The organism is Herbaspirillum rubrisubalbicans, from assembly GCF_003719195.1.
In the GTDB taxonomy this organism is placed as follows: domain Bacteria; phylum Pseudomonadota; class Gammaproteobacteria; order Burkholderiales; family Burkholderiaceae_D; genus Herbaspirillum; species Herbaspirillum rubrisubalbicans.
Genome location: NZ_CP024996.1, coordinates 1,318,104 through 1,342,478 on the forward strand (window position 1 = coordinate 1,318,104; position 24,375 = coordinate 1,342,478).

17 protein-coding genes are annotated in these 24,375 nt (G+C 53.6%); 9 read left to right on the forward strand and 8 right to left on the reverse strand.

What is annotated here, in order from left to right:
- The first annotated feature begins 5 nt into the window (after positions 1-5).
- The 8 genes from RC54_RS05910 (at position 6) to RC54_RS05945 (ending at position 16,948) form a co-directional block, all read left to right on the forward strand.
- The gene (locus RC54_RS05910) at positions 6-749 is read left to right on the forward strand and encodes a hypothetical protein (protein ID WP_061790650.1); all 744 of its coding nucleotides are present in this window, start codon (positions 6-8) and stop codon (positions 747-749) included.
- Positions 746-2,071, forward strand: a complete 1,326-nt coding sequence (locus RC54_RS05915) for an HlyD family type I secretion periplasmic adaptor subunit (protein ID WP_061790649.1) — start codon at positions 746-748, stop codon at positions 2,069-2,071. Before RC54_RS05910 ends, RC54_RS05915 begins: the two co-directional genes overlap by 4 nt.
- Before the next feature lie 75 nt (positions 2,072-2,146).
- Entirely contained in the window at positions 2,147-3,772 is a 1,626-nt protein-coding gene (locus tag RC54_RS05920; protein WP_061790648.1) for a hypothetical protein, read from the forward strand.
- A 41-nt stretch (positions 3,773-3,813) separates the two neighbouring features.
- Complete coding sequence (locus RC54_RS05925) at positions 3,814-13,194, forward strand: beta strand repeat-containing protein (RefSeq protein WP_123020414.1); 9,381 nt, start codon at positions 3,814-3,816, stop codon at positions 13,192-13,194.
- 5 nt (positions 13,195-13,199) lie between these two features.
- Positions 13,200-14,939, forward strand: a complete 1,740-nt coding sequence (locus tag RC54_RS05930; protein WP_061789750.1) for a peptidase domain-containing ABC transporter — start codon at positions 13,200-13,202, stop codon at positions 14,937-14,939.
- Positions 14,936-16,225 (forward strand): glycosyltransferase family 4 protein, encoded by a 1,290-nt coding sequence (locus tag RC54_RS05935; protein ID WP_082803126.1) that lies wholly within the window; start codon positions 14,936-14,938, stop codon positions 16,223-16,225. The genes RC54_RS05930 and RC54_RS05935 overlap by 4 nt, the downstream gene beginning before the upstream one ends.
- 16 nt (positions 16,226-16,241) lie before the next feature.
- Positions 16,242-16,607: a hypothetical protein gene (locus tag RC54_RS05940; protein ID WP_061789751.1), complete on the forward strand. Its 366-nt coding sequence runs from the start codon at positions 16,242-16,244 to the stop codon at positions 16,605-16,607.
- Between the two features lie 23 nt (positions 16,608-16,630).
- Positions 16,631-16,948, forward strand: coding sequence for a hypothetical protein (locus RC54_RS05945; RefSeq protein ID WP_156481307.1), 318 nt, complete (start codon positions 16,631-16,633; stop codon positions 16,946-16,948).
- 690 nt (positions 16,949-17,638) lie between these two features.
- Here RC54_RS05945 and RC54_RS05950 read toward each other — a convergent pair.
- The 3 genes from RC54_RS05950 to RC54_RS05960 all read right to left on the reverse strand — a co-directional run bounded on the left by RC54_RS05950 (position 17,639) and on the right by RC54_RS05960 (position 20,165).
- Positions 17,639-18,244 carry a recombinase family protein gene (locus RC54_RS05950; RefSeq protein ID WP_306305692.1) on the reverse strand — a complete coding sequence of 202 codons (606 nt, stop codon included), beginning with the start codon at positions 18,242-18,244 and terminating at the stop codon, positions 17,639-17,641.
- A 98-nt stretch (positions 18,245-18,342) separates the two neighbouring features.
- Positions 18,343-19,053, reverse strand: coding sequence for a dienelactone hydrolase family protein (locus RC54_RS05955; RefSeq protein ID WP_061789753.1), 711 nt, complete (start codon positions 19,051-19,053; stop codon positions 18,343-18,345).
- Positions 19,050-20,165 (reverse strand): alkene reductase, encoded by a 1,116-nt coding sequence (locus RC54_RS05960; protein ID WP_082803127.1) that lies wholly within the window; start codon positions 20,163-20,165, stop codon positions 19,050-19,052. The genes RC54_RS05955 and RC54_RS05960 overlap by 4 nt, the downstream gene beginning before the upstream one ends.
- 108 nt (positions 20,166-20,273) lie before the next feature.
- On the opposite strand from RC54_RS05960, the gene RC54_RS05965 reads away from it, so the two are divergent.
- A complete protein-coding gene (locus RC54_RS05965; protein ID WP_061789754.1) occupies positions 20,274-21,212 on the forward strand; it encodes a LysR family transcriptional regulator in 939 nt (312 codons plus the stop codon).
- Between the two features lie 68 nt (positions 21,213-21,280).
- Here the strand turns inward: RC54_RS05965 and RC54_RS05970 are convergent, their stop codons facing one another.
- The 5 genes from RC54_RS05970 to RC54_RS05990 form a co-directional block, all read right to left on the reverse strand.
- Positions 21,281-21,484, reverse strand: a complete 204-nt coding sequence (locus RC54_RS05970; protein ID WP_082803128.1) for an HU family DNA-binding protein — start codon at positions 21,482-21,484, stop codon at positions 21,281-21,283.
- A 580-nt stretch (positions 21,485-22,064) separates the two neighbouring features.
- Positions 22,065-23,003, reverse strand: a complete 939-nt coding sequence (locus tag RC54_RS05975) for an ImmA/IrrE family metallo-endopeptidase (RefSeq protein WP_082803129.1) — start codon at positions 23,001-23,003, stop codon at positions 22,065-22,067.
- 13 nt (positions 23,004-23,016) lie between these two features.
- Positions 23,017-23,508, reverse strand: coding sequence for a helix-turn-helix domain-containing protein (locus RC54_RS05980; protein WP_082803130.1), 492 nt, complete (start codon positions 23,506-23,508; stop codon positions 23,017-23,019).
- Positions 23,505-24,137 (reverse strand): GNAT family protein, encoded by a 633-nt coding sequence (locus tag RC54_RS05985; RefSeq protein ID WP_061789755.1) that lies wholly within the window; start codon positions 24,135-24,137, stop codon positions 23,505-23,507. Before RC54_RS05985 ends, RC54_RS05980 begins: the two co-directional genes overlap by 4 nt.
- Positions 24,134-24,349: a ribbon-helix-helix domain-containing protein gene (locus RC54_RS05990; protein ID WP_061789756.1), complete on the reverse strand. Its 216-nt coding sequence runs from the start codon at positions 24,347-24,349 to the stop codon at positions 24,134-24,136. Before RC54_RS05990 ends, RC54_RS05985 begins: the two co-directional genes overlap by 4 nt.
- Between the last annotated feature and the right edge of the window lie 26 nt (positions 24,350-24,375).

Genomic DNA, 24,375 nt, shown 5'->3' on the forward strand with positions numbered 1-24,375 from the left:
AAGCAATGGAAAGTGGTGGTGGTGGACAGATGAACTTCTGGCCGGGATTTGTGGATGCGCTCTCCAATATGGTAATGGCCATGATTTTCATGATGATGGTGTTCATGATCATGATGTTTCATTACAAATTACATCAAGGTGTGAAGACGGAGGCAGCCCAATCGGTTAAGTCTAAACAAGAGGAGGCCAGTAATCAGGATTCGCAGCAGCGCATTAAGGAACTCGAGGCGAAAGTCCAGAGCTTAAATGCAGCATTGGCAAGTGCGCAAAGCAAGCCAGCAGCACCGCGCTCGGGGAGCACTTCGGCACAAAGTGTGCTGAATCATCCTGAGAGTCTCAATTCGAAGGGCGCATACCTTGGTGACGCAAAGCAATCTGGCAATAATCCCCCAGCTGTGGAAGGAGCGGGGGCTCTATGGACCGTGAGTTATACCGGGCGAGAGGTCAAGCTAGATGAGGGCAGCGATAAGAAGCTAAGGGAATTGATGGCAGATCTGAGCACTAAGAAGCCGTTGCCGCATCTGGTGCTCACCGCAGAGGCGTCGCAAAGTGAGGGATATTCAGACTCTCGCCGCCTGGCGTATTACCGTGCTCTGGGCGTACGCAATCTTCTATTGCAGTCGGGATGGACATCGGCGGATATCGATATTGAGATTGCCGTACGCGCTGAGCCGGGTGCGCAGGCGCGCGTACTGATTCGAGCGGTGGAAGGGAAGAGTCGCACAGACGCCAAGGCGGTCACCCCATGAAGACTGTAATAACAACATCATTGAAGTCAGAGGTGGCTCCTCGCAAGACACAGTTGGTGACATTGTCACAGGTGAGTCGCACACCAAGGCTGTTGATTCTGGCGTTACTGATATTGGCTGTAGCAGCGGTGTTGTGGGCGTGTTTTACCCCTATCGCAAGGGTTGTTCGCGGTGAGGGACGTGTGATTCCTGCTGCGCACAGTCAAGTGATCCAGCACTTGGAAGGCGGGATCGTTAGCGAAATTTTGGTACGGGAAGGCGAGCCGGTCAAAAAGAACCAATTTCTGTTGCGCTTGCGTGATGTGCAAGCCAGCGCAGCCAAGATGGAAGATGAGAACAAGTTGGAGTATCTGCAGGCGAGGGTGGCGCGTTTGTCGGCAGAAGCCAACGGCAAGCCGATTGCGACGCTACCTTCTTCTGACGAAAAATCGGCCGCGGTACGTTCAGAAATTGCTGCCTACGAGGCTCGGCAGATGCAACAGAGCCGGGAGCTGGCAGTCATGGACGAAGCGTTGGGGCAGCGTCGCAACGAAATTCAGGAAGCGCAGACCAAGGCTGCGAACTTGCGCGATGAATTGAAGCTGGCGCAGGAACAGCTCGATGTGGTTAGTCACTTGCGTGGGCAGAACGCAGCCTCGACTCTGGAGATGATTGATGCACAAAGTCGGGTACAACGTTTGAAAAGTTCGTTGACAGAGACGCAAACGCTATTGCTCCGTCTTCGTGGCGCAACGGCTGAGGCGTCTGCAAGGATGACGGAATTCCAGGCTAGACGTCGCGCAGATGCGCGCTCCGAATTGGCTGCAGCACAACTAGAGCTGGAGCGGACTCAGCAGGACCTACGAACGCAATCGGATCGTTTGATGCGTACCGAGATCCGCTCGCCTGTCGATGGCGTGGTCAATCACGTTTATGTCAATACGGTGGGAGGTGTGGTACGGCCTGGCGAACCCTTGATGGAATTGACGCCGGCGGCTGAAAGTGTGCTTGTTGAAGGCAAGTTCAGGCCCAGCGATAGAGGCGAACTGCGCCCCGGCTTGAAAGCGCGTATTGGCTTTAGCGCCTATGACTATGCGTCACGGGGAAGTCTGACCGGGGTCGTGGAAGAGGTCAGTGCGGACACGATCGCAGACGAACGTGGGGAACGAAATTACCGCGTCAGTGTGAGGATTCCGCATGAAGAACAGCAGCGCACGGGCAAGCCGATCATCCCTGGGATGACCGCCACGATTGATGTGGTGGTGGGATCCAGAACCGTCATGGAGTATCTGATCTCACCGGTATATCGGATGGTCGACAGCGCATTTCGAGAAGCCCGGTAAAGCACGATGTGGTGTGAGCGTTGGAATCATGAATTGCGAAGAAGTAATTGGCGTGTGAGCCTCAAGGAAAAGAACATGAAGATATCGAAATACTGGATTTCTCAAATCGTGCCGCTGGCCATTGTTGGCTATGGTGCCTTCCACTTCCATGAATTCCTGGAGTTGGCCGTCAAAAGTAACCCTGCACTGAATATGACGATTCTCGGCGCGATCCTGCTATCGGCCGGGGTCTGTCTCTGGCGGATGTGGGCCTTCTCTCGCGAGGCGAAGACGGTGAGCCGGTTCGAGGGAACGTATCAGAAAACGCATGATACCCACGTAGCGGCTGAGGTCCTCGGCCGCAACAAGACTTATATGGCGGGGATGTTGAAGGTGGTCGGCGATATGCGAGGCCCACTGACGAGTCGCTTGAATCAGGCCACGCTGCATCAGGAATTTGAAGAGTTGAAGTCCTCGTATGCGCAGATGATGGCGTTGCCGCAGTTTCTCTCCGGATTCATGATCGCGCTAGGCTTGTTTGGCACTTTTATCGGCTTGTTGGAGACGTTGGGAGCGACAGCCAGCTTTATTGCCGTGGTGGCCAACTCCAGCGGAGGGGACGCCGATGGTGCCATCGTTGGCCTCATCAAGGGGATTCAGGGACCCTTGGCAGGGATGGGAACAGCTTTCAGCGCTTCCTTATTTGGTTTGCTGGGATCGCTGGTGACAGGGGCCATGGTTAATGGTTTGCAGTCGCTTTCTCACGAACTTGTTTATGGTACCCGTCGCCTGGTGGAGAAAATTCTCCCGGTGGAAAGTGAAGTCGAGATACTGGCCGCGAGCGATATTACGCCAGAGCAGCTCATAGGCGTCGCCGATCGCTTGTTGCGTTACGAGAAGAGTGCCATTGAACTGTATGTTCGCAGCAAGCAGGCGGATATGGAGACTCGCGCACAAATCAAGGATGTTTCGCTGCATATGAGCAGCATGCTGATGACAATGGAAGGGATGGTGGAACAGCTCGTGCCTAGCGGGCAGGCCATGGAGCAGCAGAGTCAGCATATGGCGGAATTGATATATGAGATGCGCCGCCAAAACAGCTTGCTGGCGAGTGTGCCTGAGGTCGCCACTGGCATTGAGACTGCCGTGAAGGAGGTGCAGCGGACCGGTTCGAATGTCGAGCGCGTGCTGTCGGCAGTGATGGTCGAGAAACAACAATCCGTGCTGATGGAAGGACAATTGAGCCAGTCTCATGCACTGTTGCGCAATGCCGTGCGCGAGTTGAGCGATCGTCAAGAGGCCACCGATGGACTTCTGGCCCGTATCGCCGAGGGTGCGCAAAAGCTGCCGACACTCTCGCAGCAATTGGAGGAGTGGTCGCAGCTGGCCTCGGGCCTGATACAAGCCAATCATTCATGGTTGAAGGGGGTCCAGGAAATCAATGCCGATCACAAAATCGAAGTGCTGGCGATGCTCAACAAGTTAGAACAGGAGTTTGGAAAATTGGCGAATCTGAATGCGGCCACCGTCGAACAGACGAATCTGATGGCTGAACAGTTGATCAAGCGTCCCCTGAGTATGCCCGCGGATGCGAATGAATTAATGCGAAAAATGACGCAATCGCTGGCTGCTTTCCAGGCGGGACAGGAAGAACTTTTGCGCGAAGTCTGGCGCAGGCAGGCTCACGCCGATAAGGAGCAGCCGGCAGTTGGTGCACATTGACAGCCCCTCGTCTGAACGAACTCTGAATGAACTAGAACCGTATGGCAGAACCAGCAAAAAGGCCGATCCCTTCACCGAAGGCGGTAGTCAACCAGCCAGCCTCCGTGCCGCCCGTTACCGGGCATACTGAGGTACTGGACTCTACACCTGGGCAGGTGCTCAAACTGCCGTTTTCGCCTTCGCAGATTGCACAGCTTGCGATCAATGACGTCGACGTGGTGATCACGCTCAAGGGGGGCGAGCATATTGTGTTGGCTGGGGCTGCAATCGATGCCCTGGATGCTACTTCACCCCTGCAGGTGCAGTTTGAGGGAGCCACGCCAGTTAGTCTGAAAGGCGTCATGTTACAGATGCTGGGTGCCGTTCCTCTGACCGAGGCTGCGGCGCAGATTCCTGCCAGCGAACAAGGACAAGCTTCTGCCAAGCAGAGCGAGGCTGCCGAGGCGACGTCTCAGGCCGTCGCTAGTCCGGTAACGTCACCTGCACCGACGCAGACAATAGAAAAGATGTTGGCGGCAGGGGATGCACAGAACACGCACTCCGCCGATCCGGTAATGATCAAGCTGAGTACGTCGTCTGCGGAGCCAGTACCAATCGTACCGCCGTCTTCACATGCCGCGCCAAAATCACCGGATAAGACCGTAGCAGTCATTGGAGATGTTGCCTTGAGCGTCTCATTGCTGGCTTCGGAAGCGACTGCAACGATCAATGGGGCGTTTTATGGGCCTTATGGTGGCGCTGGCGCCAGTAATAGCAGCTCGGCCAGCGTGCAGGCCGCGGCGGCAGTAATCAGCCAGAATGCCGGGCATCAAGAGATCTTTGCTAATCCAGGTAAGGGCGTCAGCTTTACTAAACTGCTGCACCTGTCTCTTGTGGGGACGGGCGCTATCACCAGCCTGACCATTAGCGGTATTCCTGCCAGCTGGTCTATTGAGGGTGCCACTCGCAATGCGGATGGTTCTTACACCATCAATCTGAATCAATATGTCAGTAATGGTGGGGCTAACCAATATGACATACCGCTGACCTATCCGATCGTAGCCGCCAATTCAAGCAATCCGATTCACAGTAGCAATCAGATGACATTGACGGCCGGGGTTCTACAAGGAACGGACACGGTCAATCTCGTTTCGGTGGTGACGGTCGTGGTCAAAGATGTGAACCAGCCGAGCGATTTGAGCTATATCGATAGCGGCACCGGAAAGGCCGCACTGGTACTGCCGGCGCAGGGCATCGGTTATACGATTACGGGCGGAGGAAATGACACGATTATTGGCGGAGCTGCCAACGATACGATTTTTAGTGGTATTGGAAGTAATTTCGTCGATGGCGCTGGAGGCATCAATACGCTGAGCTATGTGAATGCCAGCTCGGCCGAGACAATCAATCTCAATACCGGTCATGCCACCAGTGCAGCAGGCACTGATACGATCAGCCACTTCCAGATCGTTTATGGAAGCAATCACGGCGATCAGATCATTGCAGGTACAAATACGCTAAAAATCGTGGGTGGTAGCGGCGATGACACGATTAATCCGGTGGCCGCAACGGGTACGCTGACGGTTGACGGCGGTGCAGGCAATAATGTGCTCGATCTCAGTAGCGCTAGCGCAGCCGAGGTGGTGGATTTGTCGGCCGGAAGTGGCAGCGGTGCCGTTGCTCTGGTGTTGTCCAACATTAGCCATGTCATTGGTAGCGCCTATGCGGATACGCTCATGGCCAGTACTTCCGGTAGCTGGTTACAGGCAGGTTCAGGAGATGCTCTGCTGCTGGGCCGTGGAGGCAACGATATCTTGCAGGCGGGTGGTGGTAATGTCACTTTCGATGGCGGAGGTGGCAATGACACCATTATCGGCGGCTCGGGTATCGATACGCTGACGTTTGTCAATGCCACAGGCGCGGTAACTGTCAATCTCACGGCAGGCACTGTCACGGGTGCGTATGGCAATGAAACTATTTCCGGAATCGAGCGGGTCATCGGTTCGGCGTTTGACGACACCATAATTGGTGCTGTAGCCAATTCCACGTTGATCGGCGGCGCCGGGACTAACACACTGAGTTTTGAAGGAACTAGCAGCGCGGTATCAGTGAATCTAGCGGCAGGCGTTGCCAGTGGCAGTTTTGGTAGTGAAGCGGTATCTCAGTTTCAGCGTTTGATTGGCTCAAGTGCTGGTTCGGATACCTTGATCGGGGCCGCTAACACGACCTACATGCAGGGCACGAATAACGTCCTCTTTGATTCGGGTGGGGCGAGCAGCATCGTCATTACGGGTACCGGCAGTAACAACACCTTGACTTTTGCCAATGCCAGCGGCGCGATCACCGTCAATCTTAGTGCCGGTACGGTGAGTGGTGCCTACGGCAATGAGACTATTTCGGGGGTTCAGCATATCGTCGGCTCTTCGTACGACGATACCATGATTGGCGGAGCAGGTAATGCCAGCCTGGATGGCGCGGCGGGCAATAATACGCTCAGTTTTTCCGGGCTCAGTAGCGCAGTCCAAGTCAATATGACACTTGGGCAGGCCAGTGGCGCTTTTGGTAACGAGACCGTTACCCATTTCAATAAAATCATCGGCACGGCCTATGCAGATGTTTTGGTTGCTAGCAACGTCAATACCACCATTGATGGCGGAGGTGGCCACGATACGATTACCGGCAGCACAACGGCAGTGACGACGGTCACCTATGGACAGGCCGGTGGTGCAGTATTGGTCAATCTGACTGCCGGGACAGTCAGCGGTGCTTATGGAAACGAAGTGTTGACCCAAGTCAGAGGCGTGATTGGCTCCGCCTACGATGATACGGTCGTTGGTGGTGTCAGCAACGGGAACCTGGATGGTGGTGGCGGTAACAATACGCTGAGCTTTGCCGGTTCTGGCAGTGCGGTTCAGGTCAATTTGCAAAGCGGGGTGGCCAATGGCAGCTTCGGTAGCGAGGCTGTCAAGAACTTCCAGACGGTGATTGGTTCCAGCGTAGGAGGAGATTTTCTCAAAGGTGCGGCCGATACACGGGTCTTGGAAGGGTTGGCCGGTAATGTGACCTTTGATGGGGGCGGAGCTGGAAATCTCACGATCATAGGCAGCGGGAACAACAATTTGCTGACCTTTGCCAATGCAACTGGCGCTGTGCAGGTTGATTTGCAAACTGGCGTGGCGACCGGAGCTTATGGAAATCAAACCATTTCCGGCATCCAGAAGGTCGTCGGTTCCAGCGTCGGGGGCGATCTATTGCGGGGCAACGCGAACACGACCTTGCTGATGGGCCCTGGCGGCAATGATACCTTTGACATGGGAGGCGCGCAGGCTGTCGTTGTCACTGGTTTCGGAACGAATAATACGATCACCTTTGCCAATTCGAATGGTGCTGTTCAGGTCGATCTTACTTCGGGAGCAGTACATGGTGCCTATGGCAATGGGACCGTGTCGGGGGTGGAAAAAATCATTGGTTCGAGCGTGGGAGGAGACCTCCTGCGCGGTAACGCCAATACCACGTTATTGCAAGGTCTGGCCGGCAATGTGACATTCGATGGCGGGGGTGCCGTCAATGTCACTATCTCTGGGGTGGGTACAAACAATACCTTGACCTTTGCAGCAGATACCGTCGGAGCGGTGCAGGTCAACTTGTCCTCCGGATTGGTGACAGGTGCTTACGGAAATCAAACGATTTCCGGGATCCAGAACATCATTGGAAGTGCCGCCGGCGGAGATATCCTGATTGGCAAGAGCGACACGCGCCTGCTCCAGGGGAGTAGCAATGTGACCTTTGATGCGGGCAATGCCAGCGCTTTGACGGTTACTGGCACGGGTAGCAACAACACATTGACGTTCGCCAATGCGCTCGGAGCGGTGCAGGTTAACCTGACGGCGGGTACGGTGACTGGTGCCTATGGTAATGAGACGGTGTCGGGTGTACAGAAAGTCATTGGTTCGAGTACCGGCGGTGATTATTTACAAGGCAATGTCAATACTAGCCTGCTGCAGGGGCTCGCCGGCAACGTGACGTTCGACGCGGGAGGCGCCAGTAATGTCACCATCATTGGTGCCGGGATAGGTAACACCTTGTCCTTTGCCAATGCCAATGCAGCAGTACAGGTTAATCTTTGGACCGGCCTGGTCAGCGGCGGTTATGGCAACGAGACAGTCTCTGGTATTCAAAAGGTGATCGGCTCCAGCGTGGGCGGTGACTATTTGCGTGGCACCCTTGGAACCACCTCGCTGCTGGGATTGGCAGGGAATGTGACTTTCGATGCAGGTGGTGCGACCGCCATTAACATTACAGGAGCCGGCACCAACAACACGCTGACCTACGCCAACGCGACGAGCGCTGTTGTGGTTAATTTGGGGACAGGAACGGCCACGGGAGGCTACGGCAATGCGACCGTATCTGGAATCGACAAGGTCATCGGAAGTGCCTTCGGGGGTGACCTGCTCATTGGCACCAATACGACCAAATTGTTGCAAGGACTAGCGGGTAACGAGACCTTCGATGCTGGCGGTGCAGCTGCTGTGACGATTATTGGTGCGGGCAATAACAATACCCTGACATTTGCCAATGCGACGGGGGCGGTGACGGTTAACTTGACGGCGGGTACCGTTACGGGTGCTTATGGCAATGAAACAATTTCCGGTATCCAAGCGATTCTGGGCTCCCGTTACGACGATACCGTATCGGGAGGTGTGGCCAACGGTAGCATCGACGCAGGTGCTGGCAGCAATACACTGAGTTTTAATGGGACGAACAGCGCCGTCCAGGTTGACTTGCAGGCAGGGACTGCCAGCGGGACATTTGGCAATGAGACCATTTCCAATTTTCAGAAAGTCATCGGTTCCAGCACGGGAGGGGATTTTCTTAAAGGCAATCTCAACGCCACCTTACTGCAAGGTTTGGCCGGGAATGTCACCTTTGATGCAGGCGGTGCGACCGCCATTACCATCACTGGCTCTGGCAGTAACAATACGCTGACCTTTGCGAATGCTACTGGTGCAGTCCAGGTCAATCTATCGGCCGGTACGGTGACGGGGGCCTACGGTAATGAAACGGTCTCTGGCATCCAGAAGGTCATCGGCTCTAGTGCGGGTGGTGATTTCCTGCGGGGCACGACGAGTACGACCTTGTTACAAGGTTCGGCGGGCAACGTCACCTTCGATGCGGGCGGTGCGACCGCCATTACCATCACTGGCTCTGGCACCAACAACACGCTGACCTTTGGGAATTCCACTGGCGCAGTCCAGGTCAACCTGTCGGCCGGGACGGTGACCGGTGCCTACGGCAATGAAACGGTCTCTGGCATCCAGAAGGTCATCGGCTCTAGCGCGGGTGGTGATTTCCTGCGGGGGACGACCAATACGACCTTGCTGCAGGGTTCGGCCGGCAACGTCACCTTTGATGCAGGTGGCGCGACCGCCATCACCATTACCGGTTCTGGTACTAACAACACGCTGACGTTTGGCAATGCCACTGGCGCAGTCCAGGTCAACCTGGCGGCCGGGACGGTGACAGGCGCCTATGGCAGTGAAACCGTCTCCGGTATTCAGAAGGTGATCGGCTCTAGCGCGGGCGGCGATTTCCTTAGGGGGACGACGAGCACGACCTTGTTACGAGGTTCAGCCGGCAGTGTGACCTTCGACGCGGGCGGCGCAACGGCCATTACTATCTCCGGTTCTGGTACCAACAACACGCTGACCTTTGGCAATGCCACTGGCGCAGTCCAGGTCAACCTGGCGGCCGGGACGGTAACGGGGGCCTATGGCAATGAAACCGTCTCTGGTATCCAGAAGGTCGTCGGTTCTAGCGTAGGCGGTGATTTCCTGCGGGGGACGACCAATACGACCTTGCTGCAGGGTTCAGCCGGCAACGTCACGTTCGACGCAGGCGGTGCGACCGCCATCACCATTACCGGTTCGGGCACCAACAACACGCTGACGTTTGGCAATGCCACTGGCGCAGTCCAGGTCAACCTGTCAGCCGGAACGGTGACGGGGGCCTATGGCAGTGAAACCGTGTCTGGAATTCAGAAAGTCATCGGTTCTAGCGTAGGCGGTGATTTCCTGCGCGGGGCGACCAATACGACCTTGCTGCAGGGTTCGGCCGGCAACGTCACGTTCGACGCAGGCGGTGCTACCGCCATCACCATTACCGGTTCTGGTACTAACAACACGCTGACGTTTGGCAATGCCACTGGCTCAGTCCAGGTCAACCTGTCGGCCGGGACGGTGACAGGCGCCTATGGTGCCGAAACGGTCTCCGGTATCCAGAAGGTGATCGGTTCTAGAGCAGGCGGTGATTTCCTGCGAGGTACGACCAATACGACCTTGCTGCAGGGTTCGGCGGGCAACGTCACCTTTGATGCAGGAGGCGCGACCGCCATCACCATTACCGGCTCTGGCACCAACAACACGCTGACGTTTGGCAATGCCACTGGCGCAGTCCAGGTCAACCTGGCGGCCGGGACGGTAACGGGGGCCTATGGCAATGAAACCGTCTCTGGTATCCAGAAGGTCATCGGTTCTAGCGTAGGCGGTGATTTCCTGCGGGGGACGACCAATACGACCTTGCTGCAGGGTTCAGCCGGCAACGTCACGTTCGACGCAGGCGGTGCGACCGCCATCACCATTATCGGTTCGGGCACCAACAACACGCTGACGTTTGGCAATGCCACGGGCGCAGTCCAGGTCAACCTGGCGGCCGGGACGGTGACAGGTGCCTATGGCAGTGAAACCGTCTCCGGTATCCAGAAGGTGATCGGTTCTAGAGCAGGCGGTGATTTCCTGCGGGGGACGACCAATACGACCTTGCTGCAGGGTTCAGCCGGCAACGTCACGTTCGACGCAGGCGGTGCTACCGCCATCACCATTATCGGTTCGGGCACCAACAACACGCTGACGTTTGGCAATGCCACGGGCGCAGTCCAGGTCAACCTGGCGGCCGGGACGGTGACGGGTGCCTATGGCAGTGAAACCGTGTCTGGAATTCAGAAAGTCATCGGCTCTAGCGCGGGTGGTGATTTTCTGCGGGGTACGACGAGTACGACCTTGTTACAAGGTTCTGCCGGCAACGTCACGTTCGACGCAGGCGGTGCTACCGCCATCACCATTACCGGTTCGGGTACCAACAACACGCTGACGTTTGGCAATGCGACTGGTGCAGTCCAGGTCAACCTGTCGGCCGGAACGGTGACAGGCGCCTATGGTGCCGAAACGGTCTCCGGTATTCAGAAGGTCATCGGTTCTAGCGCAGGCGGCGATTTCCTGCGGGGCACCTCCAATACTACCTTGCTCCAGGGTTCTGCTGGTAACGTCACGTTCGACGCAGGAGGTGCGACGGCCATCACTATTACCGGTGCTGGCACGAATAACACCCTGACGTTCGGCAATGCCACGGGGGCAGTACAAGTGAATTTATTGGCCGGTACCGTCCGGGGGGCCTATGGCAATGAAACGGTCTCTGGTATCCAGAACGTGATTGGTAGTGCCTCGGCCGATTCCATCGTGGCTGGAACCGTTGCAGGCACCATTGATGGAGGTGGCGGGAACGACACGATTGTGGGTAGTACCGTGGCAGCCACGACTATCACCTTCGCGAGGGCAAGCGGTGCTGTACTGGTCAATCTGACAGCTGGAACAACCTCGGGAGCCTATGGGAATGAAACGATCAGCAACATTTCGGGCGTGATCGGTTCCAACTATAACGACACCGTGGTAGGTGGTGTGGCGAATGGCAACATCAATGGTGGCGGCGGGATTAATACCCTTAGTTTCGTGGGAACGACGACTACAGTACGGGTCAACCTAGCGGCTGGTACCGTCAGTGGTGCCTTTGGAACAGAAACGGTATCGAACTTCCAGAATGTGATCGGCACTACGGCAGCAGACCTCATTGTTGCGGGGCCCGGAGCCAGTACCATTGATGGGGGCGGCGGCAATGACACCATCACGGGGTACGCAGCAGGAACGACCACGTTAAGTTTCGCCAATGCGACCGGAGCCGTTACTGTCAATCTGTCCGCGGGAACGAGTTCTGGAGCCTACGGCAATGAAACCTTCACCAATATCAAGGCCATACTGGGTTCGGCGTTCAATGACACGTTCTCTGGTGTCGCAGCGGGAACGACCTTGGATGGGGGAGGGGGCGTCAATACACTGAACATGAGCGCACTGACCAGTGCTGTGAGTGTGAATCTGGCAGCGGGAACGATCTCGGGCAATTTCGGTACCGAGAATGTCGCCAATTTCACCAAAATTATCGGCTCCAGTGCAGGCGGTGACATGCTCATTGGGACCAGCAACACCGTGCTGCTGCAGGGTATGGCCGGTAACGATACCTTTGCTTCCGGTGGCGCGTCAGCCATCTCCATCGTGGGAGCGGGAACCAACAATACCCTTACATTTGCTGCCGATGTAGTCGGGGCTGTGCATGTGGATCTCTCCGCAGGATTGGTCACAGGAGGCTACGGTAGTCAGACCGTCTCTGGGATTCAGAAGGTAATCGGATCCAGTATCGGTGGCGACTACCTGAAGGGAACCAGTGATACCACCTTGTTGCAGGGTGTGGCCGGCAACGACACGTTCGATCCGGGTGGCGCAGCCAATATTACGATCATCGGCACGGGTAGTAACAACACACTGACTTTCGCGTCGGACACCATCGGAGGGGTATACGTCAACTTGGCTGCGGGCACCGTGTCCGGGGCCTACGGACATGAGACCATTTCAGGAATACAGAACGTGGTCGGTAGTGGGTTGGGAGACACCATTATCGGTGCCAATACTGGCAATCTGATCAACGCCGGCAACGGTTCAGGCGCAACCTCCATCGTGGGTGGCAGTGGCGCGGACACCATCAATGCAAGTGGGATCACAGGAGGTGGGACGATCAATAGCGGGGCCGGAAACGATTCGATTACGGCCGGGTCCGGTTCTTTCAACATCAGTTTCGGACACGGTAACGACACGGTATTGGCCACCTCGATGACGGGTGGACACATTCTTGGCGACAACACCCGGACCTCCAGTGACACCAGTTCGATTACGGTGGGCAGCAGCATGTTCAGCGCCATGCAGAACAATGCAGGACAAAATTATGTAGATGGCGGTGGAGGTACCAATACCCTGAGTATTTCCGGATTGACGTCCGGCTCATCGATCTCTTTGAGCTCTGTATCCTCAGCGATCAAGCACATCTCTACGCTGGATCTGAGCACTAGCTCCGCATCCAATTCCTACGTGATCAGTTCTGCGGATGTGAATGCCATGACCAGTTCCAGTAGTGGCGGCGTATTGAACATCCGCACAGGCGGTAGTTCTGTTTCCGTTTCCTTGGGAAGTGGGGAGACGTTGAGCCAGTCCTTCGTGAATTCGCAATTGGTGGATTCCATCTACAACTCGTCCCATGTGCTCGTTGCAAAACTTATTATTTCCTGATTCTGATGACTACGACCTCCTTCACCGATACCGGAACTGCTACGAAGACTAGCGAAAAGCTGGAGCCGTTACATCGTTTGTCTGACCAGTGGCCCATGGCAGCTTATTGGAAACGGTTCATTGAAATCGGCTTATCCAGTGTCCTGATCAATGCATTTGGCTTAGCCGCGCCATTGTTTTCCATGCTGATCTACGACAAGGTGATCGGGAATAACATTCTCGATACCCTGTATGGGCTTTGCTTGGGGATGGCCTTGCTGGTCTTGTTCGATTTCGTACTGCGGTTATTGCGCGCTTTCTACGTCGAACACATCGCCTATACAGCAGATGTCGAGATCGATGAAAAAATGATCGAACAGATACTGGGACAACATCGCGGCGCGCTCTATAGTAGTGGGGACCTACTGAGCAAGTATAAAGAGCTCAGCGCCAGCCGCGACGCCTTGTCATCCAGTTTCGTCCTGGCTATTGCAGATATGCCTTTTCTGGTGGTCTACCTGATTACCCTTGGCCTGGTCGGTGGGCCGGTGGCGTTAGTGGCTTGTTCGATGGGCGCTATTTTGACTTTGCTGACATTGGTGATTCGCAAGCCCTTCCAGCGTTTCGGGACGCTCGCGCGGGATGCGGATGCACGCAAACTATCTTTGCTTGGCGAAATTGCTGCGCAGTCTGAACAAATCAAGGCCAGCCTCTGGCTAGACCTGATGCGCGGACGTTGGCAGAACCTTGCGCAGCGTGCGGCACTCATGCGCAGTCGTGCCCGATTCTGGTCCGCCGTGAATATGACGGTGGTGGTCGAGGGCGCGCTGGTAATTTGGATGTTAACCCTGGCTTTGGGTGCCGTTCTGGCAGATCGCAATGTTATTAGCATCGGTGCACTTACTGCATGCTCCTTGTTGGCCAGTCGTGCGGCTGGGCTGATCGGCAGCTTTTTGGTGCTGTTGGATCGCATGGATGTTTTTCGTCGTGCCAAGCGCGAATTTGCTTCGCTTGTCGATCAACTTCCAGCAGAGACTCAGATTGATTTGCCTGCCCGCGCTATTGTCGGTGATATCCACTTGAGCAATCTAGGCTTCACGTTTCCGGGAACCACACGGACTTCCTTGTCCGATGTATCGCTGCGCATTCGTCCGGGGGAGCGTATCGGTGTCTTGGGGCGCAATGGGTCCGGGAAGAGTACCTTGTTACGGTGCCTGGCCGGTGTGATACGACCGACCACGGGAGATATCACACTCGACGGTGCGGCTCTACATGCTTATTCACCGCAGTTGCGCGCTCAATGGCTCTGTTACAAGCAACAGGATCCCTTGCTGTATGCCGGGACGCTGGATTTCAATCTGCGTGGTGATGGCAACTTGGTGCATACCGCCGATCTGGTAGATGCCATGACCGTTTCGGGGGCAGGTCAGATGCTGGAGCGAGGAGAGTTGTCATTAGACATGATGATCGCCGCCGGTGGTGCCAATCTCTCTGGCGGACAGCGTCAGGCCATTGCCTTGGCGCGTGCCTTAGCCAATGGTCCGCGCATGTTAATTCTGGATGAGCCCACCGCCGGGTTAGACAATGAAACCGAGCAGGCCGTGATCCAGCGTCTACTAGCCTATACAGAGGGGCGCACGTTGATTGTCGCCACTCATTGTCTTGCTTTACTCAAAGCGGTGGACCGGCTCATCGTCGTGCAAGATGGAAAAATCCTGGCCGATGGTCCACGTCACCAAATCTTGATTGAGGAGCCCCAGGCATGAACGTATTGTTCGTCCATCAGAATTTCCCCGGGCAATTCCGTCATTTGGCCAAGCATCTGGCGAGTTCGTCGGAACATCGCGTGATTGCCTTAACCATGAGTGAGACCGCAGCTATCGATGGCGTAACCTGTGTAAAGCATCAGATCCATGCCCCGGCGACACAGCCCCATCCGCATCTTCAGGAATTCAATACGCAAGTCTATCGTGGGCAGTCTACGGCGCAAGCGGCGTTACGTCTGCGCAAGAAGGGATTTATCCCGGATCTGATCTGGGCGCATCCAGGCTGGGGAGAAGCACTATTTCTGAAAGACGTGTTCCCTGAAGCAAAGATGGTGTGCTATCAGGAGTTCTTCTATCGAGCCGATGGCAGTGATGTTAACTTTGATCCTGAGTATCCCTGCATGGGGATGGAGGCGCAATGGCATCTGCGTGTACGTAACAGTGTGCATCTACATGCACTGGAAGCAGCCGATGCCAGCTACAGCCCAACCTATTGGCAACGCAACCAGTATCCCTCGCTTTACCGGGAAAAAATCGCAGTCCTGCACGACGGCATCGATACAGATCTGATCAAGCCTGACGATGGTGCTTGGCTGGAGCTGGAGCAGGGGCGAAAGTTGACGGCGCAAGATGAGGTCATCACTTTCGTGAATCGCAATCTGGAGCCGTATCGCGGATTCCACATGTTCATGCGGGCCTTGCCGGAGTTGTTATGGCGGCGTCCTAATGCCCATGTAGTGATCGTCGGCGGAGATGGAGTGAGCTACGGAGCAAAACTTCCCAGCGGGACGAGTTATCGCGAGAAGTTTCTGGCAGAACTGGGAGGAGAAATCGATCGCTCACGCGTGTCCTTTCTGGGTCAAATTCCTTACGGTCATTACATCAGTCTTCTGCAAATATCAGCTTGCCACGTCTATCTGACCTATCCCTTCGTCTTGTCTTGGTCGTTGCTAGAAAGTATGAGTGCTGGAGTCCCGTTGTTGGCCTCGGCGACAGCTCCAGTCAAGGAAGTCGTCGAGGACGGCGTCAATGGGTTACTAGTCGATTTCTTTTCCCCACAGGAGTTGGTGGAGAAAGCCTGCACTTTGCTGAGTAATAGGGAGTTGGGACGTGCCTTGGGGATACAGGCCCGCCAGTCTGTTCGCGAAAGGTATGACCTGCAGCGAGTTTGCTTGCCGGAACAACTGAAATTGATGCGGCAGGTCGTGGAGAAACAACCGCGATCGCGGCTGCCTGGAGAATCTGAGTATGACCTGCCGTCATCTCAAAAACTAGTTCTTCAATAACGATAGGAAATGTGCAATGAAAATAAAGGTATGCGCTACGGCTCTGTTTTTCTTCATGCTGTCCCTGACCTCCTATGCATGGAGTTGGGGCTGTCAAATTGAAAGTGCTGGGCAGCGCTCGTCCGAAACGCAAAGACCATCCCAATCACGGGTTACGCTCTATGTGGGTGAAGTTGGAAAATGGGGGGATTTACAGGCCAGGTTGTCGAAGATTGATGGCAGCGAGTTGGTGGAGGTCGACGTCAAAGCGCCAGAGTTCAGTCAGAGGCTGCAATTAGCTCCCAATGCCCCACATACCCTTCAGTTGTGTGGCAAGGAAGTCATGATTACTTTGAATGGGCTGGGCAATACTTCCGCGACATTCATCGTGTCCGTATTTTGATTCCTCTGAAATGGTGTTGTGACATGGAATCGGCACGAGAAGCAGATCATTTGGTCAGAGGAACTTTTATAGGAATGCTGGGGAGCGCAGCCACTTTGCCTCTGGTTTATCACATCATGGTCGCACTGGGATGGGAGGGCGTCTGGTCGGTTGTTGGTGTCACTTTCATTGTCTTGGGGCTACTACTTTTGCTACCGCCGATTTGCAAACTGTTGCGCGGAGAACATCGCTTGAACATCGAAGACGACATAAAAAGCCTGAAGGCAACGATAACGGGAAGGGCGCTTGGGCTTTTGCTTGGTCTGATTCTCGGTGCGCCCGCGATTACTTTGTCGCGCTGATTCATTCACATCAAAGGAGCTAGGAATGGAATAACAACAACGACATCAGTCGCTCTCATCCCCCTCAGAGAGCGTTTCTGTATTGTCTGCAGACGCCCCCCCAACCCTCCCCCTAGTCTGCAGACAATTATCCCAGTCGCTTCCCCCTAAAGTGACTGGGATTTTTTTGATTTTATTCTGATGAAAGCGAACTGTGATCTCCGGCTGAAGTGCAGATCCTGCCGACGTTAAAGAGACGCACCTGCAAAGAATGCTGTTTGGTCGCGCACGTAACTTACTTAGATTTAATTATATGAAAATAGCGCAAATCGTGATCATTGTTCTCACCGTACTTCTCTATATCGGTGTTGCCTTGCTTTTTGCAGTGACAGAGCCTGTCCGCTAAATCAGCGATTCTCCTCGCAGACCTGAATCATTTCGCCGAGAGTCCGAGGTTGCGATATTGCATTAAATACTGATCCACCGAGGGTGCGATAAAATCTTGGATTACCTTGGAGGTAGTTCGTGTCTTCGTACGAAGACAGAATCAGAACGGTCAAGCTCTATATTAAGCTGTGAAAGCGTACAGGCCCGTGCACCCTGCGAGGTTCGCCCTCGTATGTTTGCGGACGTGCACCGAATGTGAAGCACCCGTTAGATCTGAAGAATGCGGTTGGCGTTGATCTTTGTGCCCCCCTAAATTGGAAAAAGTCACATATTTTTTAGTAGTCTCGCCAGCGTTTTTGGGTGAATTCCAAAGTGTTCGGAGACAGCTGGAATAGACCAAGATGCTTGTTTGATTAGCTTTAGTGCCTCTTCACATTGTTCATTGGAAAGGGATGGGCGGCGTCCTATGACTTTTCCTGCACTCTTGGCGCACGCCATACCTGCTCTTGTGCGCTCACTAATTAAAGAGCGCTCGAATTCTGCCAATGCAGCCATCACGTGGAAAATCAATCTACCACCTGCGGAAGATGTATCCATGTGTTCAGTAACAGAAGAAAAACCGATTCCCTTTTTGGCGAAATACTCGAGCAACTGAGTCAGATGAGTCAGGGAGCGGCCAAGCCGATCCAGTCTCCAAACAATCAGAGTATCTCCGGCTCGGAGGTTTGCGATTGCTTCATCTAGCCCGGGTCTTGACGAAATTGCGCCGGACACGCCCCAATCTTTGTAAATGATCTCACAGCCTCTTGCCCTGAGTGACTGAATTTGAAGTTCAAGATTTTGCTCTTCGGTTGAAACACGAGCATATCCTGCGATCATCTCTTCCCCCCCAAGATATTTAGAAAGCCTTGGTCCAGCCGATATGATCATGTTATTTATGTTCGGCGTACCATGAAATGGATGCTGCTTTCCTCTTCTGATAACGATTGAACAGCCATCCCCAATAATTTGAGGAGAAGGCGCGGCACTTAAGCATAGGCGGTTGCCAGAAACGCAAGTGCTGCCGACCAGGATTTTTCGTCGGAATAAGCGTCATGGCGCATACGTCTATCACCAAACGTATTAGCATCCAAATTGGTGAAGCTATGTTTGGCATGACCATAGATGATCATCTCCCAACGAGCTTCGGCTCTCGTCATTTCCTGATGAAATGACATGACATCTTGAATCGGAACGAGTTCGTCCAACCCGCCGGTGCAGATAAGGATGGGGGCTGATACTTTTCCGGTCTGTGCCGGCAATTTGGTGGAGAGTAATCCATGAAAACTAAGTACGGCTGCGACTTTTTCTCCAGAACGCGCTAGTTCCAAAGCAGCCATCCCTCCGAAACAATATCCAATCACTGCTACATTTGTTGGTGACACTCCGGCGACTTGGCAAAGATGTTCAAGATTCTGCTTTACCAGGCGACGCATCTGTTCTGGATCGTTCTGCAGGTTGGTAACTGCCCGGTTGGCCTCGTTCCTGGTCAATGAATGGGAAACACGATGCAGCTGCGGCGCAAAAGCGATATATCCCATGGCAGCAAGCGTCGCACAACGTCTTTTGACATTAGCGGTAATCCCCGGTGCCTCGTGCAGCACCAGTGCAGCCCGTCCGTTGGGTATGCTTGAGGGCATATACCATTCGCCGAGCGCTGAGAGATCTCTTGCCGCCTTGTCGAGATTGTCCGACGTCATTTTGGCTCTCCTGATTGGGAGAGTTCTGCGGAATAGGTAGGATAGTCTAGATAGCCAACTGGCCCCTGAGAGAACCAGGTTGACTGGTCAGATTCTCTTAAAGGTGCATTTTGGGCGACGCGTTCCGGAAGATCCGGATTGGCAATGAACAGTCGGCCGAAAGTGATAGCATCGCCGACACCGGTTTGAAGTTGATCCTGTGCTCTTGAAATATCGAAGTCTGCATTTAAGATGACTGGCCCTTTGAATGCGCTGCGGAGTTGAGATGCCATTGGTGGCAAATATCCGGTCCCAAACGTTCCATTTAAAGGTGGTTCGCGTAGTTCAAGACATGAAATACCGATGGACGACAAGCTAGAGATTGCTTCTAAATAGAGGGGGAGGGGATTGCTATCCGTCACCCCTAGGGTTTCGCTATTTGGCGATAGTCGCACACTGGTGCGATCAGCACCGATGGTGTCCGCCACCGCGTTAGTTACCTCGTTAAGCAAACGAATGCGATTCTGGATAGAGCCACCATAAATGTCAGCGCGCAGGTTGGCGCTATCACGAAGGAACTGGTCAATCAGATATCCGTTCGCGGCATGAATTTGAACACCATCGAAACCTGCTTGGAGGGCATTACGCGCGCTCTGGCGGAATTCTTCCAGTAGTTTGGGAATTTCCTCGATACGCAGAGGCCGTGCGGCGACGTTGGGAAGCTTCCCTGCATAGGTATGTGCCTGCCCAGGGGCGGTGGTGGCAGAGGCAGAAACTGCTTGTGCACCTTGGGCGAAGCTGGGGTGGACCAGACGTCCCATATGCCAGAGTTGTGCCATGATTCTTCCGCCAGCAAGATGTACCGCATCAGTCACGGTCCGCCAGGCGGCGACTTGTTCTGCTGACCAGATACCTGGTGCATAGGCCCAGCCAAGGCCTTGTTGCGTGATGCCTATTGCTTCGCTGATGATCAGACCAGCACTGGCGCGTTGCGCATAATATTCCGCCATCAAAGGTGTCGGGAGGTGTTCGCGAGTGGCACGGCCACGCGTCATTGGTGCCATAAAAATGCGATTAGGTGCACGGATGGCACCCAATTGGATCGGATCGAAAAGAGAGGCGGGCGTGGGCATGGAAAAGCTCCAGGAAGTTGTCGTGGCATCGAGGGTGAAATTGCTGCAAACACAATAGAGGTCGCGATTGTCATTGACAACACAACTACATGCCATAACATATGTTCCATGACGGAACATATTGGAATTGAAGGCCTTACCGGCCTGATCGCGTTTGCACGCGTAGCGTCGCAGGGGAGTTTTACGGCCGCTGCACGAACGCTGTCGATATCGCCATCGGCGGTGACAAAGAGCATTCAGCGGCTGGAGACGCGCTTGGGACTGCGTTTGTTCACGCGTACCACGCGTTCATTGACTTTGACGCCGGAAGGGATTGATCTGCATGGAAAAGTGCTGCGGCTGTTGCAGGCACTCGATGAAATAGAACAGTTTGCGGCCACGGTTCACGCGGAGCCTGCCGGCACGTTGAAAGTGGCCGCACCTCTACCCATTGGCACTCATGTGCTAGGTCCCGCGTTGTCTACATTGCGTTTGCGTTATCCGCGGTTATCAATTGATTTACGCTTGGCAGATCGTTATGTCGACCTGGTCGCTGAGGGCATCGATATTGCGGTTCGAGTAGGAGACTTACCCGACTCCGGCCTAATGGGGCGCATTCTGGCACCGAATTCGCTAGGCTTTTATGCATCTCCTGGTTATCTTGCGCAGCGCGGTACACCAAAGCATCATGACGAGTTGCTTCTGCACGACACGGCTAATTTTCGGTACCAAAGTTCTGGGTACCCATTGCGCTGGCAGTTCAGGAAGGGGGAGAAAACGGTGGATATCACGCCTCAGGCCAATATCGTCGCAGACACAAGCGATGCCCTTTTGGCCGTCTTAGTTGGCGGAGGTGGGATAGGCGTGCTGGCGACCTACATCGCTTCGGCCGCAGTTCGGCGTGGAGAGTTGGTCCCCCTTTTACGAGACTATCGCCTTGAATGTACGAATATCAGTGTCGTTTGGCCGGAAAGTCGGCGTAACAATCCGAATGTTCGAGCATTCATTAGTTTTCTGAGTGAGATTTTTGATTTTAAAAAGACCCATTCAGAGGAACGTAAACATTAGGAGAACAGCCGCAGAGCAGTGACAATTTAAGGCTGCGGCTGTGGGAAGTCCAAGGCAGGTGTGGCGGATTATTTTTTGAGTTTTACCTTTGCAATCTGCTCCTTCAGCGCCGGCGCGGGCTTGAACCGTACGGACTTAGATGCTTTGATCTTGATCGGTTCACCTGTTGCAGGATTACGTCCTTTTCGGGCGGCGCGTTCTGTGACCGAAAATGTTCCCAAATCTGCAAAGGAAAAGCGTCCTTCCTTTTTGAGCGCATGAACCTTCGACAATTCATGCTCAGTGGAGACCTAGTTGATGATTTCAGCTTTATTCAATTCTCAGACTCCATGTGATTAATAAACCCTTGCCAGTTAAGGATAGTGTGAAAGCCAAGTTTAGCAACGTTATTTCAGCTAATTTCAGCGTTTCAACAAGTTTATAGGAGACGTTCACTCGCTCTCCAAGGTTCGACGTTTTATTCGTACGCGTCCCGGAGGCTCAAAGTAAGTGCCGAAACGGATCGTATCGCGCGGAGTCCCCGTTCTAGTGAGGGCAGCTTCTGGCACATTACGGACATCTTAGAGCAATAGCAATAGGCCATCGGGATTGAGTATTTTTTGGCCTTTCAGCGGTCCACGTCGACTGAACTAGACGCGTCCACGTCGCCGAACTAGGTGTCCACCCTTGCTGAAATACGCAACACGTCCTGCTGAGTTATCGGCATTACCAAGATTTGCTGGCGCAGCATCGCAGCATTGCGGCTTCACTAGCGATGCCCGGCCAAGCCGATGTCGAGTTCAATGCGCCGCGCTGCAATATTCATTTACGCAAGGCTGACTTCTCATAAGCTGCGCAGCGGTACCGATTTTCTTAGATGCCTGGCATAAAAATTTTGGTGATTTTAGGACCAAGATAAACGCCAAGTGTCAGTCCATCGTATCGATTAAAGAATGTTTCAAATCCGAAACGGTGTATGTCTCCATTATCGTCAACAAGTTCAGCGACATCGGCTCCCAAGGGGCCGCCCCGCTGGCTTCCGCAATAGCCTTCAAGAATCCTGAATAGATCTGTTTCCGCTAATTTGCTGAAACTTTTGGCAAAGGCGGTTGAACGGACAAAATGCTTACATGGCTTTGATGGGTTGAAATCAATTGCACGACGCGAAATATGTGGATGACCGGAAATTATGCCTACATATGGTATCTCTTGGCCGACGCATTCGATGTAGCGATAAAGGGTCGAGGAAAAGGTATTCCCATAGGCTTTATGTAGGCGTTGAACAGACTGCAGATTGGGAGGTACCGATCGAGCTTCAGTCACGAAACGCTCCCGAAAAAAAAGTAATCTACCGGCAGCGTAGTTGGCCTCAGCTTCGATATGTTCCGAGCATTCCGGTGAAACTGTATGGCTATTGTCTCCGTGCATGAATTCTTCGTGCCACGGTATCAAGCTGTGTCCAATTTCATGCGCCTCATTCCATCGGTGCTTTAGAGGTGGCAGATCGCTATCCAGCAGTATTCGTTTGCGGTCAGGAAGATATAGCGCCTTAAGCGACCATTTTTTTATCGCCTCCTTCAGAAGAGAGGGGCGTTTAAGAATTTGCTGCCCCGCTACTCTAATCTTGCTGATCGATTCGCTAAGAATCCCTGGATCGTCAGCAGTGTAGAACGCCAAGTCTAACTTTAGTAACTCACGGACGTCCTCGAGATGCAATGGCGGCTCCGGATTTCCAAGTCCTTTGATGATGCGTTCTACACGTCCATCAATATCTTGGCTCGTCCTTGCAGATAGGATTAAATTAGTCGCCATTGCTCTTCTCTGTTTATCTTATTTTTTGGTCGTTTAGAACTGCTATAAATGCTTCAAGAGCTGCCTTTTCCTCTGGGGATAGTTCAGTAGATGTATCGGAGCGCGCGGCAAATCTAACAGCTGCGTTCATAACATAAGCATTTCGTTGAGTTGTTAGACCTGATATTTGCATGAGCAGATTCTTTGGAAGATCAAAGAATTTGGCCAATTGATAGACGCTTCTTGGTTCAGGTGAATAGTTATTGTCAGTTTCAATCTCAAAAAGCTCAGAAATATCTATATCGACTTTTTCGGCAAGTGCTTCTCTAGAGAGTTTCTTATTTCTTCTTAAAAGATTTATGAAGCGGCCGAATACGATGTTTGGCCTCTCTAGCTCCAAACTTGAGAGCATTGCTAATACACTTTTCGGATCAGGATCCAACGCTAATGGGCCCGCGCTTACCGACTCGCCGGTATCGAAGCGAGCCATTCGAATGCACCAGTCTCTTGAGAATTCGAATTTCATGGCTGATTTCCTTTCTCGATGAAGGCCGCAGCTTGCTCCGGCGTCATTTCGAAGTAGCGCAGATTCTTCACTTCAGTATCTATCCCGCAATCTGTCATGCCATATTTTGTAAAAATATTGCTCGATGCCGGTAGAGCGTGAAGACCTACTCTCCCTTTAAATCCATCATGGATGCTTAGCTGGATCGCAGCTCCAACGAGTAACCTGCCAACACCTCGGAATCGGGGCGTCAACATCAGTTCTTTACGATTCCAGGGGGCGACCTCCATCCAGCGGATATACGCTAGATCCTTATTGCGCTGGGAGGGGATTTGGCAGCGGCGATTGGATGTGTCCAGTGACATCATTCCTTGTGTAACCTCATCGCATACGACGCACATACTGGGGAAAGCCAGAAATCCTTTAACTGCTTCCGTCTTTTCTTTCCAGTTCCAGGAGTCGTTTTGTGGCCACCTGGACGCTTGGATATTGGCTTTTTGCATCCGATTGAGATTGGCCGCTAAGTTTGGGAGCCATTCTTTCTCCCAGTCAGCAATTTGATGATCGGTAATTTGATCCCAAATCTCGCCATTAACTGGTTCATCCGTCTCTGTTCTGAGAAGGAAAATGGGTGATCTGTCGACGCTCATAGCATCATTACCAGTTCGGATCTCTCCTGAGCTCCGTTTTCAAAAAATAGTTTGTCGCCCCGTTCGACACGCATCTCTACCATTTGGTAGAGCTTCAATGCCTGCCTTACTACTTGGGTCTTACTAAGATCCTTTCTCTCGCTGAGCTCTTCCAGCGCATTCATCTCTGCGTCGGTGAGATTCAGCGTCATCGTCTTTTTGGCTTGCGCCATTTTCTCTCCTCGCTAACTGCTTGATC

Excerpts from the sequence above, each read along its gene's own strand:
- RC54_RS05910 (WP_061790650.1), top strand. The coding sequence starts at position 6 with ATGGAAAGTGGTGGTGGTGGACAGATGAACTTCTGGCCGGGATTTGTG.
- RC54_RS05915 (WP_061790649.1), top strand. The coding sequence starts at position 746 with ATGAAGACTGTAATAACAACATCATTGAAGTCAGAGGTGGCTCCTCGC.
- RC54_RS05920 (WP_061790648.1), top strand. The coding sequence starts at position 2,147 with ATGAAGATATCGAAATACTGGATTTCTCAAATCGTGCCGCTGGCCATT.
- RC54_RS05925 (WP_123020414.1), top strand. The coding sequence starts at position 3,814 with ATGGCAGAACCAGCAAAAAGGCCGATCCCTTCACCGAAGGCGGTAGTC.
- RC54_RS05930 (WP_061789750.1), top strand. The coding sequence starts at position 13,200 with ATGACTACGACCTCCTTCACCGATACCGGAACTGCTACGAAGACTAGC.
- RC54_RS05935 (WP_082803126.1), top strand. The coding sequence starts at position 14,936 with ATGAACGTATTGTTCGTCCATCAGAATTTCCCCGGGCAATTCCGTCAT.
- RC54_RS05940 (WP_061789751.1), top strand. The coding sequence starts at position 16,242 with ATGAAAATAAAGGTATGCGCTACGGCTCTGTTTTTCTTCATGCTGTCC.
- RC54_RS05945 (WP_156481307.1), top strand. The coding sequence starts at position 16,631 with ATGGAATCGGCACGAGAAGCAGATCATTTGGTCAGAGGAACTTTTATA.
- RC54_RS05950 (WP_306305692.1), bottom strand. The coding sequence starts at position 18,244 with ATGATCATATCGGCTGGACCAAGGCTTTCTAAATATCTTGGGGGGGAA.
- RC54_RS05955 (WP_061789753.1), bottom strand. The coding sequence starts at position 19,053 with ATGACGTCGGACAATCTCGACAAGGCGGCAAGAGATCTCTCAGCGCTC.
- RC54_RS05960 (WP_082803127.1), bottom strand. The coding sequence starts at position 20,165 with ATGCCCACGCCCGCCTCTCTTTTCGATCCGATCCAATTGGGTGCCATC.
- RC54_RS05965 (WP_061789754.1), top strand. The coding sequence starts at position 20,274 with ATGACGGAACATATTGGAATTGAAGGCCTTACCGGCCTGATCGCGTTT.
- RC54_RS05975 (WP_082803129.1), bottom strand. The coding sequence starts at position 23,003 with ATGGCGACTAATTTAATCCTATCTGCAAGGACGAGCCAAGATATTGAT.
- RC54_RS05980 (WP_082803130.1), bottom strand. The coding sequence starts at position 23,508 with ATGAAATTCGAATTCTCAAGAGACTGGTGCATTCGAATGGCTCGCTTC.
- RC54_RS05985 (WP_061789755.1), bottom strand. The coding sequence starts at position 24,137 with ATGAGCGTCGACAGATCACCCATTTTCCTTCTCAGAACAGAGACGGAT.
- RC54_RS05990 (WP_061789756.1), bottom strand. The coding sequence starts at position 24,349 with ATGGCGCAAGCCAAAAAGACGATGACGCTGAATCTCACCGACGCAGAG.